Source organism: Sorangium sp. So ce124 (assembly GCF_051525235.1).
Taxonomy (GTDB): Bacteria; Myxococcota_A; Polyangia; order Polyangiales; family Polyangiaceae; genus Sorangium; species Sorangium atrum.
The window spans coordinates 13,488,458-13,505,734 of sequence record NZ_CP150312.1; the positions used below are offsets into that span (position 1 = coordinate 13,488,458).

The following is a 17,277-nucleotide window of genomic DNA, read 5'->3' on the forward strand; positions in this document are numbered from 1 at the left end:
ATCAAAACGCCCGGGCGGCGCCTCTCATGCCGCGCGCTCGCGTCGCGCGGATCGCGCCGTGGTCGAGGTTACTCGTCAGTAATGATCCCCCTTCTTCGTGACGCCGAAGGGGATGAGCTGCGACGGTTGCCCGTTGATCGTCGTCCCCCCGGCCTGGATCATGTGCGCCAGATTGAGGAAATCGGCCGGGAAGTTCAGCTTCGGAGCGGTGAGCGCGTCGAGCGCCGCCGTCTGCTCCGGCGTGAGCTTCACCTCGAGCGCCCTCACGTTGTCGTCGAGCTGCGCCAGCGTGCGCGCCCCGATGATCGTGGACGACACCGCCGGACGCGCCTGCACCCAGCTGAGGGCGACGCGCGCGACCGTGGTCTCGAGCTGCTTGGCGATCCGCTCGAGCTCGTCGATCACCGTGTAGCTCCGCTCGTCGAGGTAGCTCGCGGTCCACTGCCGCCCCTCCGGCTTGACCGTCGCGGCGTTCTTCCGCGTGTACTTGCCGCTCAGGATCCCGCTCCGCAGGGGTGACCACGGCGTCACCCCCAGCCCGAGCTCCTGGGCCATGGGAATCAGCTCCCCTTCGACCGTCCGCTCGAGGAGCGAATACTCGATCTGCAGCCCGACGAACGGCGCCCATCCGCGGAACTGAGCGATGAGCTGCCCTTGAGTCACCTTCCACGCGGGGGTGTCGGACACGCCGATATAGCGGACCTTCCCCGACTGGACGAGATCGTGGAGCGCCGCCATGGTCTCCTCGATCGGCGTGAACTTGTCCCAGTTGTGCAGCCAGTAGAGATCGATGTAGTCGGTGCGCAGCCGGCGGAGCGACTGCTCGCAAGCGGCGAGGATCGACTTGCGGTTCGAGCCGCCGCCGTTGGGATCGCCGACGTACAGGTTTCCGCTGAACTTCGTGGCGATCACCAGCCGGTCGCGCTTCTGCCGGTCGTGGCCGAGGTGATCACCGATGATCTTCTCCGAGTGCCCTTTGGTGTAGAGGTTCGCCGTATCGATGAAGTTCCCCCCGAGCTCGATGAAGCGGTCGAGGATGGCTTCGGAGTCCTTGACGCTGCTCCCCCAGCCCAGGTCTTCGCCGAACGTCATGGCGCCGAGGCAAAAGGGGCTCACCCGCAGCCCTGAGCGACCGAGCGTGACATAATGATCGAGCGGCATCGCATCACCTCCGGAACTTGTTCCATTTCGAACAGTTCAATATTAAACTAGTAGCGCTGCATCGCTCCATCGTCAAGCGCGAGCAGAGAGAACATGGACAAGCCTTCGCCCTGGGAGCTCTGGACGCTGAACTTCGAGTTCAGCATGGCGGTCATGGCCGAGGTGGAGCCCGAGGTGCGCGCGCTGGGGCTCGAGATGAAGGAGTTCCTCCTCCTCGGCAAGCTCGACGATCACCCTTACCCTGCCGAGCTCGCGCGCGCGTTGCTCACGCCCAAGCCTTCGATCACCTTCATGGTGAAGCGGATGGAGGCGGCTGGCTTCATCCAGCGCGAGACGGAGGCGGGCGATCTGCGGCGCTTTCGCCTGACGCTCACCCGCTCGGGGCGCAAGGCGATGGAGGCGGCGCGGGCGATCCTCGACGACGCCTTCGGGCGACGGCTGGCGCGGATCTCGGCAGGCGAGCGCGCCGAGCTGGCGCGGCTCCTCACGCGGCTGATGGGGGAGCGCGCCCGTCCGCGCTGACGGCCGCCCTCGCGCTCACTCGTAGTCGCGCCTCAGCTCGTCGTAGAACGCGTCGCTCATGAGGTAGTCTGCCCACCACTGCTCGACCGGCGTCGCGCCCCGGCGCTGCTGGAAGAGCACCAGATCGTCCAGCTCGCCGTCGTACCAGCCCCACAAAAACCGGGCCCGCAGCACGTCCACGTTTCGCCTGCGGAGCTCGGCCACCGCGTCCTCGAGCGACTCGTCGTCGAACTCGTCGACAAGCGCCTCCGCCTCATCGATGATCTCGCCGAGGTAGGCCAGCCCCTTCTTGGTGAGCTCGAACCGCGCCTTGCGGCGGTTCACCTCGACGAGGTCCGCGTTCACGAGCTCCTGAAGGACGTCCTCCAGCGGGCTCAGCTCGGACGGCAGCACGAGCGGTATCTCCATGCCTCCATCGGCGGGCTTCAGGTCCATCTTCTTCAGCACGTAGATGCCGGCATAGACCAGCTTCTGCTCGCGCGACACGATAGGCTGTCTGCGTCCTTCGAACATCGCCTCACTCCGCGGTGCGCCAGGCATCGGCCTCGAGGCGGATGTGCCGGCGGCCGTCTGGGTCGGTGTCGAGCCACGCGTCGACGTCGCCGTCGGCGTAGTACACGGGGGTGCGCCCCGCCGCCTCCGGCCGCCGGATGCGCGCGGCGTGGGGGTTGCACATGGCGAGCACGATGGCGCGCTCGCCGGAGAACGCGGCCGGCAGCCAGCGCTCGAGGAACGCCGACAGGAGCACGGTCACCGAGTAGTCCTTGGCGACCTCCTCGACGAAGAACTCGAGCTCCACGTCATCGGGCAGCACCTCCGGCTCGTCCGCGGAGTGCACGGCCACGACGAGCGCGTCGGTCACCCGGAGCGGCCCTCGATCCGCGCGGCCATCCAGCCAGAGCGCGTCCACCCGGCACCAGCCGAACTGCGTGGACTCCACGTCCGGCTCGTCGCGGTGCTGCTCGAGGTTCAGCAGCTCCAGCGCGGGACGGCAGCGGAACGGGAGCTCGGAGATGCTTCGCAGAGGCTGCATCGCGGCGGCCGGCGCGCGGCTACGCGACCAGGCGCTCGGGCCTGCGGCCTCGCTCGCCGCGGCGGACGCCGAAGCGCGAGCCGGCGCCGGACTTGCCGCTCCCGAAGCGGCTGCCGCCAGCGTTGTTGTAGCGCCGCCCGGTCTGCGACGACCTGCTGTGGTCGACGCTGGACGGGTTCGAGGCGCGGTACGCCTCGCGGTGGGATCGCAGATCGAGCGAGCGGCCGGGCGGCGTGGCGTACGGCTGCGTGTACACAGGCACGTAATTCGGGCGCAGCGCCGACGACACCATGGCGCCGAGGAGCATGCCCGACGCCAGGCTCATCACCGGCGAGTGGTAGTACCCGTAGTGGCCGAACCCGGACGTCTGGATCTGCGCGGCGCCTTCGCCCGAGACGTCACGGCGGATGGTGAACACCTTCTCGGGGTCCTGCACGCTGCCGTCGCTGTTCTTGTCGAAGAACCCGGTGACGACCTGCGTCTTGGCGTCCAGGTCCTGCACGGCGACGCTGATGACCTCGCTCCCCTGGTAGATCTCGTTGACGCGCCGCTCGAAGTCCTCGGGCCCCTCGGCCGCCTTGTAGGCTTCGTTGACCTTGTCGAAGTCGAGCTCGACGTTGGTGTTCTCGGTGGTCGCCCACCGGTCCTTGGACCGCCCGCCGCCTGTATCGCAACCGGCGGTCGCGACGGCGAGGGCTGTCAAGAGCACGACGGGCAGGGTGGTCTTCATCATCATCTGGAACAATCTGTCTGGTGCCGACGGGGGATTCTGTCAAGCAGGCGGGGCGGTGCGCTCGAGCTCGAACGCGGCGCACGGATCCGCGTCGAGCTGGAACACCCGGATCGGCAAGATGTTCCCCGACCGGGCCCTCCAGGCAGAGCCCAGCGCGTTCGTCTCCGCGAACACCGACGCCCGACGCGGTGGCGTAACCGGCGTCCTCCGCGAACCGCACCCGCTCGCCGAGGTCGCGGACGTAGCCCGCTCGGCGGAGCTCCTGGGCTCGGAGCGGGCCCCTCTCGCCATGGCGCCAAATGAGGCGCAGGGCACTACGGCGCCAAACGAGGCGCGGGGTGCTCAGGTCGCCTTCGGCTTGTGGGTGGCGAAGAAGAGGCCCGGCAATACGAGCGCTGCGCCGAGCCAATGGTAGAGGGCAAAAGCCTCTCCGAGGAGGAGCCAGGCCAGCACGGCGGTATAGACCGGCGACAGATAGAGCAGCAGGCCAGTGCGGCTCGGGCCGAGATGCTCGGTGATATAGCCGTACGTGGCATAGGCGCCGACGCCCGGGACCAGGACCAGGGTCAGGACGGTGGCGACGGTGCGCAGGTCGAAATGCGGCGCGCCGCGGCTGGACAGCTCCCAGCCGAGCAGCGGCAGCAGGAGGATCGCCCCGGCCAGCGCGATCGCTGTGAGGCGCGCCTGGACCCCCAGCGGATCGGGCCAGCGCTTCAGCAGCACGGTGTAAAGCGCCCAGGAGATCGCGGCGCCGAGGATCATCAGGTCACCGGTGCTGAAGCTGAGCGCCAGCAGCGCCGCCGGGTCGCCGCGCAGCACGATGACCAGCACGCCGGCCAGCGCCAGCGCCGCGCCAAGGCCCTGGCGCCGGCTGAGCCGCTCTCCGAACATGGCCCGGGACAGCAGGATGATGATCACCGGCGAGACGGCGTAAATCAGGCCGATGTTGGTGGCCGTGGTGGTGGCGGCGCCGTAATAGACGCCGGCGCCGCAGATGCCCATGCCCAGCAGGCCGAGCAGGGCATATCGGGCCCAGTCCCGCCGCAGCGCGGTGCGGGCGCGCCACAACTCGCGGCCGCAGAAGGGGAGCAGCACCAGCACGACGCCCGTCCAGCGGAGCTCCGCCAGCGCCACCGGCGGGATGAAATCGGCTGTGGCGCGGGCCAGCAGCATGTTGGCGGTGAAGAGCGCCGGGGTGACGAACAGCAGCACCTGGGCGATGCGCTGCTGGCGGGACTCGGCGAAGCCGAGAGAGGTGGAGGCCATTGGCGCGGACAGTAGGGGAGCGCCGCTACCATGGCCAGGGCTTCTCCCTGGCGCTGCCGGGCCGTGTCCGGAGCAGGTCGTCCGCGCGCTACGCCTCCCAGCGCTCTATACCAACCCGCCTCGCTGCCTGCGCGGCTGTCGGCCAATACACCTCTTCCCGTTCCCGCGGGATCTCGATCTGTCCGGCACCCCGGCCGCGCAGCACCTCCCTCTGCGCTGCCACGAGCTCCGAGATGTCCTCCACGCCCACCGTCCACTCCTCGGCGAACCGTCGCAGCATCGCGCCTCGCAGACCGAGGGCGCCGACTCGACGCGATCATGCATGAGGCGCACTATGTGCCGACATGTGCCAGCTGGTGCGGATTGTATCTCGCGGTAATCACTAACGAAATGGCTCGGCATGTCGAGTGCTTCTCCTGCGGCAAGCGATTCGAACGACAGACGGACACGGAGACTCACATGCGATCATTTTACAGGGGTTGTACGCTTGTTTCTCTGCTCGCGCTCGGCGCCGGCTTCGCCGCCTGCTCGAGCGGATCGGGCGGATCTGGCGGACCCGCGCAGACGGGCCTGGCACAGAGCGCCCTCACGCCCGCGACGAGCTGCGACGATGTCGAGGCGCTGCTCCGCGAACGGCTGAAGCAGAACATGGCCAAGTCGGTCGAAGCGGCGCGGGAGTCCGCCCTGCAGCAGCTCGAGGCCGGGTGCGTCTGGTTCGGAGAGGACGGCGGGCCAGTCGGCGCTTCCAGCTCCGGCTCCGCCTCCTCGGGAGGGCCCGTCTCGGCGCCGACCGAGGAGGGGGGCGGGGGTGTCGACGACGGGGGTGCCAAGGAGTACTCGACGACGAACACGCAGGAAGCCGACGTCGACGAGGCCGACTTCATCAAGAACGACGGAGAGAACGTCTATATCCTGGCGCACGGGCAATTCCAGATCTTCGACGCGTGGCCCGCCGCCGACATCCACCGCGTCGCGTCGGTCGCGATCGAGGGGGAGCCGAAGAAGCTCTTCGTGCACGAGAAGCGCGCCCTCGTGTACTCCTCGCTGTCCGCGTCCTCGTCGCCTGACGGCGAGATCGCTTATTATTCCAGCGGTGAGTGCACGTACGGATACGACTGCGAGTTCACGGGCGACGGCACGCCGCTCCTGGTCACCGAATTCGACATCAGCGACCTCACGGCGCCGACCGTCGTGCGGACGCTGAAGTTCTCCGGATCGTTCATCAACGCCCGGCGCATCGGGGCCGCGGTGCACACGATCGTCGCCTCCCACGAGCCGACGGTGGAGGGACTCTCTACCTGGCCGGAGGGACTCGATGTCTGCTCCCTGTCCGACCAAGGGGTCAACCCGTCCACGGTGGCCGCCGTGAACAGCGCGTATGACAAGCTCCTTGAGAAGAACATCGCCCTCATCGACGCGGCCCCGCTCGACATCCAGCTGCCCAGCGTGGAGGACACGGTGTACCGGGACGGCGTGGCGTCCCCGAAGAGCCACGAGCCGTTCGCGAGCTGCGAGAACTTCTACCTGTCGAACACGGGCGACGGGCAGAGCTTCCTCTCGGTCGTCTCGACCGAGCTCGGCACCGAGGCGCTCGGCCAGACGACGATCGTGGGCAGGCCCGGCGCCGTCTACGCGACCGCGGACTCTCTCTACGTGGCGAGCCGGCACCAGTACGGCCAGACGTACGGCTGGTTCTACGACGACGGCAAGGCGACGCCCGACGCGACGACCATCCACAAGTTCGCGCTGAGCGAGCGCGCGGCGCCGAGCGCGTACCTGGGGAGCGGCGTCGTGAAGGGGCGCGTGCTCAACCAGTTCGCCCTCAGCGAGCACGAGGGGTATCTCCGCGTCGCGACCACCACCGGGCACCTGCCCGACCCGGACACGCACAACACCGTCGCGTCGCTGAAGCAGGAGGGCGGCGAGCTCGTGGTCAAGGGGATGGTGGACCACCTCGCTCCCGGCGAGGACATCCGATCCGCCCGCTTCTACGGCGACGTCGGGTTCGTCGTGACCTTCAAGAAGACCGACCCGCTCTACACCATCGATTTCTCGGAGCCCGAGGCGCCGAGGGTGCGCGGCGAGCTGAAGATCCCCGGCTTCTCGACGTACATGCACATGATCGACGAGGGGCACGTCATGAGCATCGGCTACGACGCCGACGACCAGGGAGACTTCGCCTGGTTCCAGGGGATCCTGCTCCAGATCTTCGACGTGACCGATCTCGACGCGCCGACGCTCACGCACAAGGAGGTGATCGGGACGCGCGGCTCCGCGAGCGACGCCGCGACCAACCACCTCGCGTTCAACTACTTCACCCAGCGGGGGCTGCTCGGCATCCCCATGGTCATCTGCGAGGGCGGGAGCGGCGGCGACTTCGGCGACACGATGACGTTCAGCGGGCTGCTCGTCTACAAGGTGGATCCCGGCGCGGGCTTCACGTCCGTCGGCGGCGTGCCCCACCCGCTGCCCGACGCGAGCGCGGACGGGAACGGCCCGAGCTGCGGGAACTGGTGGAGCAGCGCGACGTCGTTCGTGAAGCGGAGCGTCTTCATGGAGGACCACGTCTACTCCGTCTCCGAGGACGAGATCCGGGTCGCCAACATCAGCGATCTCGCGGCGCCGGAAGCCGTCGTGTCGCTCGTCCCCTGAGCGAGCTCCGCGGCGCGGCCGCGTGCTAGAGCCCCCCTCTATGGAAGCGCTGGGCCTCCCCGCCGAGCAGCTGGCCTCGGCGGTCGGCGCGCGGCCCTTTCTGCTGCTCGCGCTGCTCGTGACCGGAACGGTGGGGGTGCTCCTCGGGCTCGTCGCGGTCGCGCGCCTCTCCGGCCGCCACGCGCGGGCGCTGTGGGCGCTGGCCGTCCGGGCCTACGCCGCGGCGGCCGCGCACCCGGTCACGCGGCGCCTCTCGGCCCGGTTCCCCGCGATCGCGAGGGTGCTGCGCGAGCTCTCCGCGGCCGAGTACCTCGTGATCCACCTCGGCCTCGGGCTGGCGCTCAGCATGGCCGCGCTCGTGTTCGTCTGGCTCGCGGAGGGGGTGCGCGACGGCGAGCCGATCGTGGGCGTCGATCTCGCGCTCGCGCGCGCGCTCCACGCGTCGTCGAGCAGCGCCGGCGTGGCGGCGCTCCGCGCCTTCACGCTCCTCGGCACCTTCTGGGCGCTCGCGCTGCTCGCGGTCGTCGTGGCCGCGGCGCTGCTGAGGCGGGGCCGGCGCGTCCTCGCGGTCGGGTGGCTCTTCGCGCTCGCCGGCGGCGGGCTCCTCAACACCGCGCTCAAGGCGCTGTTCGCCCGGCCGCGGCCGACGTTCGCCGATCCGCTCGCGGTGGCCGCGGGGTGGAGCTTCCCGAGCGGACACTCGATGGGCACGTTCGTCGCCTTTGGCATGCTCTCGTACCTGGGCATCCTGCTCCTCCGGACGCTGCGCGCTCGCCTCGCGCTCGTCGCGCTCGCGCTCGGCTGGACCGTGGCGATGGGCTTCAGCCGCATGTACCTGGGCGTGCACTACCTGAGCGACGTGCTCGCGGGGTTCGCCGCAGGCACCGTGTGGCTGGCCGTCTGCATCTCCGGGATCGAGGTCGCGCGGCGCAGGCCGGCTCGGATCGACGGCCAGTCGCTGCCCGCCTGAGACGGCCAGTCGCGTCCGGCCCGAGGTGGCCAGTCGCAGGCGGCCTGTGCGGCTCCGGCGCCCGCCGGCCCGCGGCGCGCGCGCGGGCCGACGCCCCGGCCGCCCCGCGTTACGATCGCGCGGGAGGAGGCAGGAGATGCAGATCAGCGGCAGGAACAAGATCCCCGGGAAGATCACGGAGCTCGTGGTGGGCGACGTGATGGCCAAGGTCGTGATGGAGGGGCCGGGGGGCACGGAGCTCGTCGCGGTCATCACGAGCGACGCGGCGAAGGAGCTCGGCCTCGCGGTCGGCAAGGAGGTGCAGGCGCTCATCAAGGCGACCGAGATCATGGTGATCGCCGGGTGAACGCCGGCTGATCCGCGTGGACCTCGCCGCCGCTGCCCTGATCCGCAGCGAGCCCGGCGATGTCAAGATCGAACTCCGGCCGTGCTCGATTCGACATCAAGCCGCGAGCTCCTCGGCAGAAGTCGAGTTGAGTCACGGTGGAAATAGACATTATTATCAAAATTTACACCGAGACCCAAGGTGCAGAGCCGAGGTGGAAGCCGAGGCGCAGAACCCACGCGGCTATCGGCGGGCGAGCACGATGGCGAGGACGATGAAGACCTGCGCCGAGCACAGCAGCGCCGCCGATTTCGCCTGGAGCCGGGGTGCACTTTTACGATAAAGTGTGTCTAGCGCCGTTTGCTCGGGCGGAGCGCAACGTGCGTTATCGAGGTGGCCGTGGGTTTAAGGACTTCTTATCTGGCTTTGGCGGTGGGATTGCTTCAGATCACGGTCGCTTGCGGCGGGGGCGGCGCGACCACGAGCGAGGCGACCGGGAGCGGCGCGAACTCCGGCGGAGGCGGGCCTGGCGTCGGCGGCGCCGGCGGCACCGGCGGTGAGCCCGATTTCACGGTGGGCAGCGGCATCGGGCTCGGCGGCAACGGCGGCGGTGCGCCGGACCCGTGCGAGGTCGATGATCCGCCCCCCGAGTGCTTCCTGCCTCCCGGGCCCGCCTGTGGAGACGCGGCGCTGAACCAGGCGTCGGAGGCCTGCGACGACGGCAATACGCTGCCGGGCGACGGCTGTTCCGGGCAGTGCCAGATCGAGCCTTACTGGGCGTGTCCGACGCCGGGCCAGCCTTGCGAGCTGACCATCGCGTGCGGCGACGGCGTCGTCGACCCCGGCGAGTTCTGCGACGACGGCAACAACGTGGATGGCGACGGCTGCAGCGCCGACTGTTACTACGTCGACTCCTCGTACGTGTGCCCGAAGCCGGGCGAGCCGTGCATCCTGCTCTACGACTGCGGAGACGGCCGCGTGAACGGCTCGGAGGAGTGCGAGGACGGCGACGACCCGCCCGCCTCCGGCGACGGTTGCAGCGCGGACTGCAAGCGCGAGGCGGGGTTCCAGTGCAGCCGGCCCGGTCAGCCGTGTACGCGGCTGCCCGTCTGCGGCAACGGCGCCAAGGAGACCGGCGAGGGGTGCGACGACGGCAACACCGCGAGCGGCGACGGCTGCTCGAGCCTGTGCCGGCAGGAGCCCTATTACAACTGCCCGACCCCCGGATCGCCCTGCGTGCGGCTGATCGCGTGCGGCGACGGCAAGGTGCAGCCGGGTGAGCTCTGCGACGACGGCAACGCCGCGGACGGCGACGGCTGCAGCGCCGACTGCCAGGTGAAGGACCCGGCGTACGTGTGCCCCGAGCCGGGCAAGCCCTGCATCCCCCTCTACGAGTGCGGCGACGGCCGCGTGAGCGGCAACGAGCAGTGCGACGACGGCGATGACCCGCCGGAGAGCGGCGACGGCTGCAGCGCGGACTGCCGGCTCGAGGAGGGCTGGGTCTGCAGGCCGGGCCAGCCCTGCACCGTGAGGACCTATTGCGGCGACGGCGTCGTGCAGCTCGGCGAGCAGTGCGACGACGGCGGGGGGGCGTCCCCCGCGGGCGGCGACGGCTGCACCGCGCAGTGCAAGATCGAGGTCGGCTGGACGTGCCCGCCGGCCGGCGGGCGCTGCACCCCGCCGCCGCCGCCCGTGTGCGGCGACGGCAAGATCGGCGGCACCGAGGTGTGCGACGACGGGCAGAAGCCGCCGGCCAGCGGCGACGGCTGCAGCGCCGATTGCCAGACGATCGAGACGGGCTGGGACTGCTCGCGCGTCGGGTTCCCCTGCAAGACCATCTGCGGCGACGGGCTCAAGCGCGGCGCCGAGCAGTGCGACGACGGCGATCTCCTCTCCGGCGACGGCTGCGACGATACGTGCCGCATCGAGCCCGGGCGGGTGTGCAATAGCGCCGTGCCCCAGGACTGCACGGGCTACTCCGTCTGCGGCAACGGCGTCCGCGAGGGCACCGAGGCCTGCGACGACGGCAACGGCAACTGGCGCGACGGCTGCACGCCGGACTGCAAGGGCGAGCCGAACTGCAGCGGCGGCGCGTGCATCTCGAGGTGCGGCGACGGCATCCTCCTGCCCGGCGACCCCACCGAGGCGTGCGACGACGGCAACACCGCGAGCGGCGACGGCTGCTCCGCCACGTGCACGATCGAGCCGGGCTACGCCTGCACCGTTCAGCCCACCGAGATGCGGCTGCCGATGGTCATCCGCGACTTCATCGGCTGGTGCCCGACCTCGTACGATCGCACCGTCAGCAACAGCGCGTGCGACAACAACCTGAACGACACCCTCGTCGGGCACTTCGATTTCGAGATCGATCCCAGCGGCAATCAGATCGATCAAATGGTCCAGCCGACGCTCGACGCCGCCGGCAAGCCCGTCAGCAGGTTCGGCCCCGGCTTCGTCACGCCGAGCGACGCGAACGGCTGGACCACGGGGCAGAACAACTTCCAGTGGTGGTACCGGGACAACCCGACGTACAATAGGACGCTCGTCACCTCCATCGAGCTGACCCCGCAGGCCGGAAGGTACGTGTACCAGCGGAGCCCGTTCTGGCCCGTGGACCCCACCCCGCCGAACGGCGATCCCGTGCTCAGCAACAACCTGGTCTCCGCCGGGCTGGAGAAGGCGCAGCAGAGCAACCCCTCGCACAACTACTACTTCACGAGCGAGGTCCGGTACTGGTTCCAGTTCACGCCGAACGGCGCCGCGGCCGATCCGGTGCTCACCTTCTTCGGCGATGACGACGTCTGGGTGTTCATCAAGAACACGCTGACCGCGGACATCGGCGGCATCCACGGGCAGCTCCAGGAGAGCGTGACCATCCTGGACAACGGCGACGCCCGCGTGACCCCCTGCACCCAGAACACCTGCCCAGCGGACGCCCGCACGCCCTACGACGTCGACCTGAACCTCGAGCCGGGCAAGGTCTACGAGATCGCGGTGTTCCAGGCCGAGCGCCACGTCACCGGGTCGAACTACCAGCTCACGCTGTCGGGCTTCAGCGCCGGCACGTCGGTGTGCACGCCGCAGTGCGGGGTCGACCCGCCGGTCGTGACGCCGGGCGAGGAGTGCGACGACGGCACCAAGAACGGGACGGGCTACGGCCAGTGCAACAACTGCCAGCTCGGTCCGTACTGCGGCGACGGCGTCAGGAACGGCATGGAGACCTGCGACAACGGGGTCAACAACAGCGCGTACGCCAACGCCTCGAACGCCTGCGCGCCGGGGTGCGTGGCCCCGCCCCGGTGCGGCGACGGCGCGGTCAACACGCCGTACGAGGCGTGCGACCTCGGCTCCGGCAACACGGCGAACGGCTACGGCGGCTGCACGCGCCAGTGCGAGATCGGGCCGTACTGCGGCGACGGCGCGACGAACGGCCCCGAGCAGTGCGACGACGGCCGGAACGACGGCTTCTACGGCACGTGCAACCCGAACTGCACGCCCGCCCCGCGCTGCGGCGACGGCAACGTCGACGATGAGTGGGGTGAGGAGTGCGACGACCCGGCCGACCCGAACTGCGTGGGCTGCCAGCTCGGGGCGCTCTGCGGCGACGCGGTGGTGCAAGCGAGCTACGGCGAGGAGTGCGACGACGGCGTCAACGACGGCGGCTACGGCGAGTGCGCGCCGATGTGCCTCTACGGCCCGCGCTGCGGCGACGGCGTGGTGCAGCCCGACGAGGAGGACTGCGACCTCGGCGAGGCCGACAACAACGGCGCTTACAACGGGTGCACCCAGCACTGCGCGTACGGGCCGTACTGCGGCGACGCGGCCGTCAACGGCACGGAGACCTGCGACGACGGCGTCAACGACGGCTTCTACGGCAGCTGCTTCCCCGACTGCACGCCGGCGGCCAAGTGCGGCGACAGCCGCGTCGACGAGGACTGGGGTGAGCAGTGCGATCCCCCGAACGCGGCGACCGGCTGCAGCGAGAACTGCCGCCTCGGCGCCCAGTGCGGCGACTCGGTGGTGCAGACCAACCTCGGCGAGCAGTGCGACGACGGCGTGAACGACGGCGGCTACGGCGAGTGCGGCCCCAGCTGCCTGTACGGCCCGCGCTGCGGCGACGGCGTGGTCAACGGCCCCGAGCAGTGCGACGACGGGGACGGCAAGAACACCGGCGGCTACGGCAAGTGCGCGCCGGGGTGCGTCTACGGCCCGTACTGCGGCGACGGCGTGCGGCAGAGCCTGTACGAGGAGTGCGACGACGGGAACAACAAGAGCGGCGATGGCTGCAGCTCCGCGTGCAAGCACGACGGCCAGCCTCAATAGCCACCGCTGGCCCGCGGGCGTGGCGCGCGCTGCCCAGGCGCGCGCCCCCTCGCACCCCCGCAGCCGCGCCGTCACGTGAGCGCGCGGCGCGGGAGAGTTATCCCCCAGATCTCGGCGCCTCCGACCTCGGCCGTACCGTGGTGTCGCCCAGGGGCTTCTCGAGGAGGGGAGGGCCCGCGACGGGTAGCCAGATCTCGAAGACCGCGCCCCCCTTCTTGGCCTTGCGGTAGGTGATCTCCCCTCCGTGCTCGAACACGATCCGCTGCGCGATCGCGAGGCCTAGCCCCGTCCCCTTGTCCTTGCTGGTCGCGTAGGGCTCGAACAGGCGCGGCACCATTTCCTCCGCTACGCCCGGGCCGTTGTCGCGCACCACGATGCGCACGCGGTCGTTCGGCAGCGGGCCGATCGTCACCGAGACGCGCGGGTCGCGCCGGACGGCGCTCGCCGCGTCCAGGCCGTTCTGGACCAGGTTCGTGAGCACCTGGATCAGCTGATCGCGATCGGCCGAGACCTGCGGGATCGGATCCGCAACGAGCTCTACGCGCGGCGACGGCGCGCCGGTGCCGGAGGTCGACCCCGCGCCGGAGGTCGCCTCGACCGACGCCGGCGCGGCGTGCAGCGTGACCACCCCGCGCGCGACCGCGACGAGATCGATGGGCGTGAGGTTCGGCGGCGGCAGGCGCGCGAACTGGGTGAACTCGGTCACGATGTTCGCGATCCGGTGCACCTCGTTCAGGACCGTCGACGTCGCCTCCGTGAAATAGTCGTCGAACGCCGGGTCGTCGCGCTGCCGGAGCCGGCGCAGCGTCTCCACCGCCGCCCGGATGGGCGCCAGCGGGTTCTTGATCTCGTGGGCGATCTGGCGCGCGACCTCGCGCCGCGCCGCGATGCGCTCGGTCGCGGCCAGGCGCTTGCGCATCGCCGCGAGCTCGTCGATGGTCGCGTTGAACGCCGCCGCGAGATCCGCGATCTCCCGCCCGCCGCGCCCCTCCACACGCCGCGGCGCCCCGCTCATCACCTCGCGCGTCTCGCGGGCCAGCGCCACGAGCGGCCGCGACAGGCTGCGCGCCAGCACGACAGCCATCGCGACGGCGATCGCCAGCACCGTGGCGCCGGTCAGCGCGATCGCGCGATCGAGCCGGGCGAGCGCCTGCCTCAGCGGATCGCGCGGCACGGAGGCGACGACGTCGAGGCCCGGGATCTCCGCGAAATGGAGGACGCGCACGACCTCCGCCTCGCTGCTCCGGGGGGCGAGCTCCCCCTGGCGCGCCGCCGTGAGGCGCACATGGTACGCCTCGCCGATCCGCGCGAGGACCGGGCCGATCCGCCGCGACCCGACGAGGCCGATGGTCACCCCGTGGTTCGACAGGGCGCAGTGGACCTCCAGCGACGGCTCGCCGCCCGCCTTCGCCGGCCGGAGCCGCGGCGCGCCCCCGGGGGCCTGGATCAGCTCCGCCAGCCGCGGGTCGCGCGCGCCGATGCGCGCGGCGTCCTCGGCCGCGAGGACGCTCCCGTCGCCCGCCACGAGCGACAGCTCGTCGAGGCGCAGCGCCTTGGCCTGGCTCGGGACCAGCCGCTGGAGGGCGATGCGGCTCCCCGGCTCCATCGCGTCCGGGTCGCCCTTGGCGCGCTCGAGCTCGACGTGGGCCTTGTCGACGAACGTGTCGTGCCGGCAGAGCGGCGGCAGGAGATCGCGCAGCGCGTCGGCCTCCCACGCGAGCTGCTGCCGGACGCCTGCGTGCGCCGCGTCGATCCGCTCGGCGAAGTCGCCCTCGATGATCTCGCGCGACGCCTCGCGGAGGGTCAGCCCGACGAACGCCGTCGCGATGATCGCGACGAGCCCGAAGGCGAGCAGGAGGCGAGCGGCGAGGGACATGGCAGGACGGCCACGCCCGCCCGGCCGCGCGGCCGCCGGTACGGCCGGGCGGCCGCCGCGGTCCGCGGCGGTGTTCAGGGTCGGTGCGGTCGAACCTAGAGGAAACGGCGCCCGCGCCGAGCCCCCGCGGCGGGCTCCTTCTCCGCCGCAACCTCCGTGCATACGCCATCGGGTCGAGATCGTCCAAGTTCATCGCGTTTCCCCCAGCCGCGCGGGCCCGCCCCCTGCGCCTCTGCCCAGGAGATCTCGGTTCGCGGCTCGCCTGCCCTCGGCAGCTTGCCGCGCCTCTGCCGCGCGCTCTCCTTGCACCGGGGGGCACTCGCCTCTTACGCTCGGTCGTCCTTCGGGGTCGTCGGGGGCGCGCCGGCCAACGCGCGCCGCAGCTCGACCGCGCTGGAACGCACGAAATGAACTCCAAGCAGCTCTCCATCCCCATCGCCGCAATCCTGGCGCTCATCGGCTTCGGGCTGAGCTTCGCGTCGAAGTCGCTGGCGGAGTTCTCGGGCCAGCTGTTCATGTTCTTCGGCTTCTCCGCGGCGGTGGCGGTGCTGTACGCGAGCCTCGGGGCCAAGGGCGGCGTCCCGCTCGGAGGCCTGCGCGACGCGCTCCGCGGCGCCGCCCGGGGCAAGCGGCCCAAGCTCCCCGAGGGCGCCCCCGCCGACGTCGCCGAGACCTACGAGCAGATCGCCGAGATCGCCGGCCGTCAGCTCGAGCTCGCGGAGGAGCGCCACGCGCTCGCCGAGGAGCGCGACAAGCTCGCGAGGGAGCGCGACGGCTTGAGCCGGGAGCGCGACGGCGTCGCGAAGGAGCGCGACACGCTCGAGCGGGAGCGGGACAACCTGAGCCGGGAGCGCGACGGGCTCGCGAAGGAGCGCGACACGCTCGAGCGAGAGTGCACGACGCTCACCCGCAAGGTGAACGATCTCGCGCAGCGCGGCCCCGACATCGACGTCGACTCGCTCGTGGACGCCGTGCTCCGCGCCACCGCCGGCGAGCGGGTGCGCGTCCCGCCGGGCTCGCCGCAGGAGCTCTCGCGCCTCTACTCGGAGCTCAGCGGCATCGCGGAGCGGATCACCCAGGCGGAGCTGCGCGACAAGCAGCGCCGCTCGGAGCTGGCGCAGGCCACGGTGCTCCTCGACGAGCTGCTGCCCAAGCTCAGCGACGGCGTGAGCAGCGTCATGCACGCGAGCGAGCAGGCGACCGTGTACATCCGCGAGATGACGACCGCCCTCGCCAACATCGCGCAGTCGGTCGAGTCGCTCGCGTCGAGCGCCGAGGAGTCGAGCTCGAGCATCCTCGAGATGACGGCCACGAACGAGGAGGTCGCCGAGAACGTCGGCGAGCTCGGGTCGAGCGTGCGCGAGACGGTCTCCTCGATCGAGGAGATGGCCTACTCCATCCGCGAGGTCGCGAAGAACGTCGACGCCCTGGCGCTGACCGCCGAGGAGACGAGCTCCTCGATGAACCAGATGGACGTCTCGATCGACCAGGTCCAGTCGAACGCGAACGAGACGGCGCGGCTCTCGGAGGAGGTGGCGACCGACGCCGAGAAGGGCGCCGAGGCGATCCTGAAGACGATCGGCGAGATCTACCGCATCAAGGAGTCGAGCCAGGAGGCCGTGGCGGTCATCTCGAACCTCGGCTTCCGCATCGAGGCGATCGGGCAGATCCTGGCCGTCATCGACGACGTCGCCGAGCAGACGAACCTCCTCGCGCTGAACGCCGCGATCATCGCCGCCCAGGCCGGCGAGCACGGCAAGGGCTTCGCCGTCGTCGCCGACGAGATCAAGGACCTCGCCGAGCGCGCCGGCGGCAGCACGAAGGAGATCGCCGAACTCATCAAGACCATCCAGTCCGAGTCGAAGAACGCGATCGCCGCCGTCGAGCGCGGCGCCCACAACGTCGACCGCGGCGTCGAGGTCTCGAACGAGGCCGAGCGGGCCCTCAAGAAGATCCTGGAGAGCTCGCAGAAGTCGACCAACATGGTGCGCGCCATCGCCCGCGCCACGGTCGAGCAGGCCAAGGGGTCGAAGCAGGTCACGGACGCGATCGGGCGCATCGCCGAGACGGTGCAGCAGATCGCCGCCGCCACGGCGGAGCAGGCGCGCGGCTCGGAGCTCATCATGAAGAGCGCCGAGAAGATGCGGACCATCACGCAGCACGTGGAGCGGTCGAGCCAGGAGCAGGCGCGCGGCGGGCGCCAGATCACGAGCGCGATCGAGCAGATCTCGAACATGGTCCACAGCCTCAACGCCTCGCACCGCAGCCAGACGCGCGGCGGCGAGCAGCTCGTCGAGGCCGGCAAGCGCATCGAGGAGGCGGCGCGGCAGCAGGACCAGGCGGTGCGCCAGCTCCTCAGCGCCTCCGAGCGGATGCGCCGTACGGCGGCGATTTGAGGCCGAGCCGCCCCCTCGCG

At 70.6% G+C, this 17,277-nt stretch carries 14 protein-coding genes; 6 read left to right on the forward strand and 8 right to left on the reverse strand.

Translation table 11 applies throughout. From position 1 onward, the window contains the following. Positions 1 to 75: 75 nt before the first annotated feature. Positions 76 to 1,161, reverse strand: a complete 1,086-nt coding sequence (locus WMF19_RS50585; protein ID WP_437326591.1) for an aldo/keto reductase — start codon at positions 1,159 to 1,161, stop codon at positions 76 to 78. Between the two features lie 93 nt (positions 1,162 to 1,254). Between WMF19_RS50585 and WMF19_RS50590 the strand changes: the two genes are divergently transcribed. Then, positions 1,255 to 1,683 (forward strand): MarR family winged helix-turn-helix transcriptional regulator, encoded by a 429-nt coding sequence (locus tag WMF19_RS50590; RefSeq protein ID WP_437896929.1) that lies wholly within the window; start codon positions 1,255 to 1,257, stop codon positions 1,681 to 1,683. Positions 1,684 to 1,698: 15 nt separating this feature from the next. Here WMF19_RS50590 and WMF19_RS50595 read toward each other — a convergent pair whose 3' ends face one another. The 6 genes from WMF19_RS50595 to WMF19_RS50620 form a co-directional block, all read right to left on the reverse strand. Then, a complete protein-coding gene (locus tag WMF19_RS50595) occupies positions 1,699 to 2,196 on the reverse strand; it encodes a hypothetical protein (RefSeq protein WP_437896930.1) in 498 nt (165 codons plus the stop codon). Positions 2,197 to 2,200: 4 nt separating this feature from the next. Beyond that, positions 2,201 to 2,716 (reverse strand): hypothetical protein, encoded by a 516-nt coding sequence (locus tag WMF19_RS50600; RefSeq protein ID WP_272096718.1) that lies wholly within the window; start codon positions 2,714 to 2,716, stop codon positions 2,201 to 2,203. Between the two features lie 19 nt (positions 2,717 to 2,735). Continuing rightward, on the reverse strand, positions 2,736 to 3,452 hold the full coding sequence (locus WMF19_RS50605; protein ID WP_437896931.1) for a hypothetical protein: 717 nt from the start codon (positions 3,450 to 3,452) through the stop codon (positions 2,736 to 2,738). Between the two features lie 36 nt (positions 3,453 to 3,488). Next, a complete protein-coding gene (locus tag WMF19_RS50610; protein ID WP_437896932.1) occupies positions 3,489 to 3,623 on the reverse strand; it encodes a hypothetical protein in 135 nt (44 codons plus the stop codon). 168 nt (positions 3,624 to 3,791) lie between these two features. After that, the gene (locus WMF19_RS50615) at positions 3,792 to 4,715 is read right to left on the reverse strand and encodes a DMT family transporter (RefSeq protein ID WP_437896933.1); all 924 of its coding nucleotides are present in this window, start codon (positions 4,713 to 4,715) and stop codon (positions 3,792 to 3,794) included. A gap of 88 nt (positions 4,716 to 4,803) precedes the next feature. Next, positions 4,804 to 4,995: a hypothetical protein gene (locus WMF19_RS50620; RefSeq protein WP_437896934.1), complete on the reverse strand. Its 192-nt coding sequence runs from the start codon at positions 4,993 to 4,995 to the stop codon at positions 4,804 to 4,806. Positions 4,996 to 5,174: 179 nt separating this feature from the next. Between WMF19_RS50620 and WMF19_RS50625 the strand changes: the two genes are divergently transcribed. The 4 genes from WMF19_RS50625 (at position 5,175) to WMF19_RS50640 (ending at position 12,985) form a co-directional block, all read left to right on the forward strand. Continuing rightward, on the forward strand, positions 5,175 to 7,367 hold the full coding sequence (locus WMF19_RS50625) for a beta-propeller domain-containing protein (RefSeq protein WP_437896935.1): 2,193 nt from the start codon (positions 5,175 to 5,177) through the stop codon (positions 7,365 to 7,367). A 40-nt stretch (positions 7,368 to 7,407) separates the two neighbouring features. Further along, on the forward strand, positions 7,408 to 8,337 hold the full coding sequence (locus tag WMF19_RS50630) for a phosphatase PAP2 family protein (protein WP_437896936.1): 930 nt from the start codon (positions 7,408 to 7,410) through the stop codon (positions 8,335 to 8,337). A gap of 136 nt (positions 8,338 to 8,473) precedes the next feature. Continuing rightward, the gene (locus WMF19_RS50635) at positions 8,474 to 8,683 is read left to right on the forward strand and encodes a TOBE domain-containing protein (protein WP_272096723.1); all 210 of its coding nucleotides are present in this window, start codon (positions 8,474 to 8,476) and stop codon (positions 8,681 to 8,683) included. Positions 8,684 to 9,100: 417 nt separating this feature from the next. Continuing rightward, complete coding sequence (locus WMF19_RS50640; RefSeq protein ID WP_437901771.1) at positions 9,101 to 12,985, forward strand: DUF4215 domain-containing protein; 3,885 nt, start codon at positions 9,101 to 9,103, stop codon at positions 12,983 to 12,985. A 97-nt stretch (positions 12,986 to 13,082) separates the two neighbouring features. On the opposite strand, the gene WMF19_RS50645 is transcribed toward WMF19_RS50640, so the two are convergent. Beyond that, a complete protein-coding gene (locus WMF19_RS50645) occupies positions 13,083 to 14,861 on the reverse strand; it encodes a sensor histidine kinase (protein ID WP_437896937.1) in 1,779 nt (592 codons plus the stop codon). Between the two features lie 407 nt (positions 14,862 to 15,268). Here WMF19_RS50645 and WMF19_RS50650 point away from each other — a divergent pair, with 407 nt between their 5' ends. Further along, entirely contained in the window at positions 15,269 to 17,257 is a 1,989-nt protein-coding gene (locus tag WMF19_RS50650; protein WP_437896938.1) for a methyl-accepting chemotaxis protein, read from the forward strand. The last annotated feature ends 20 nt before the right edge of the window (positions 17,258 to 17,277 follow it).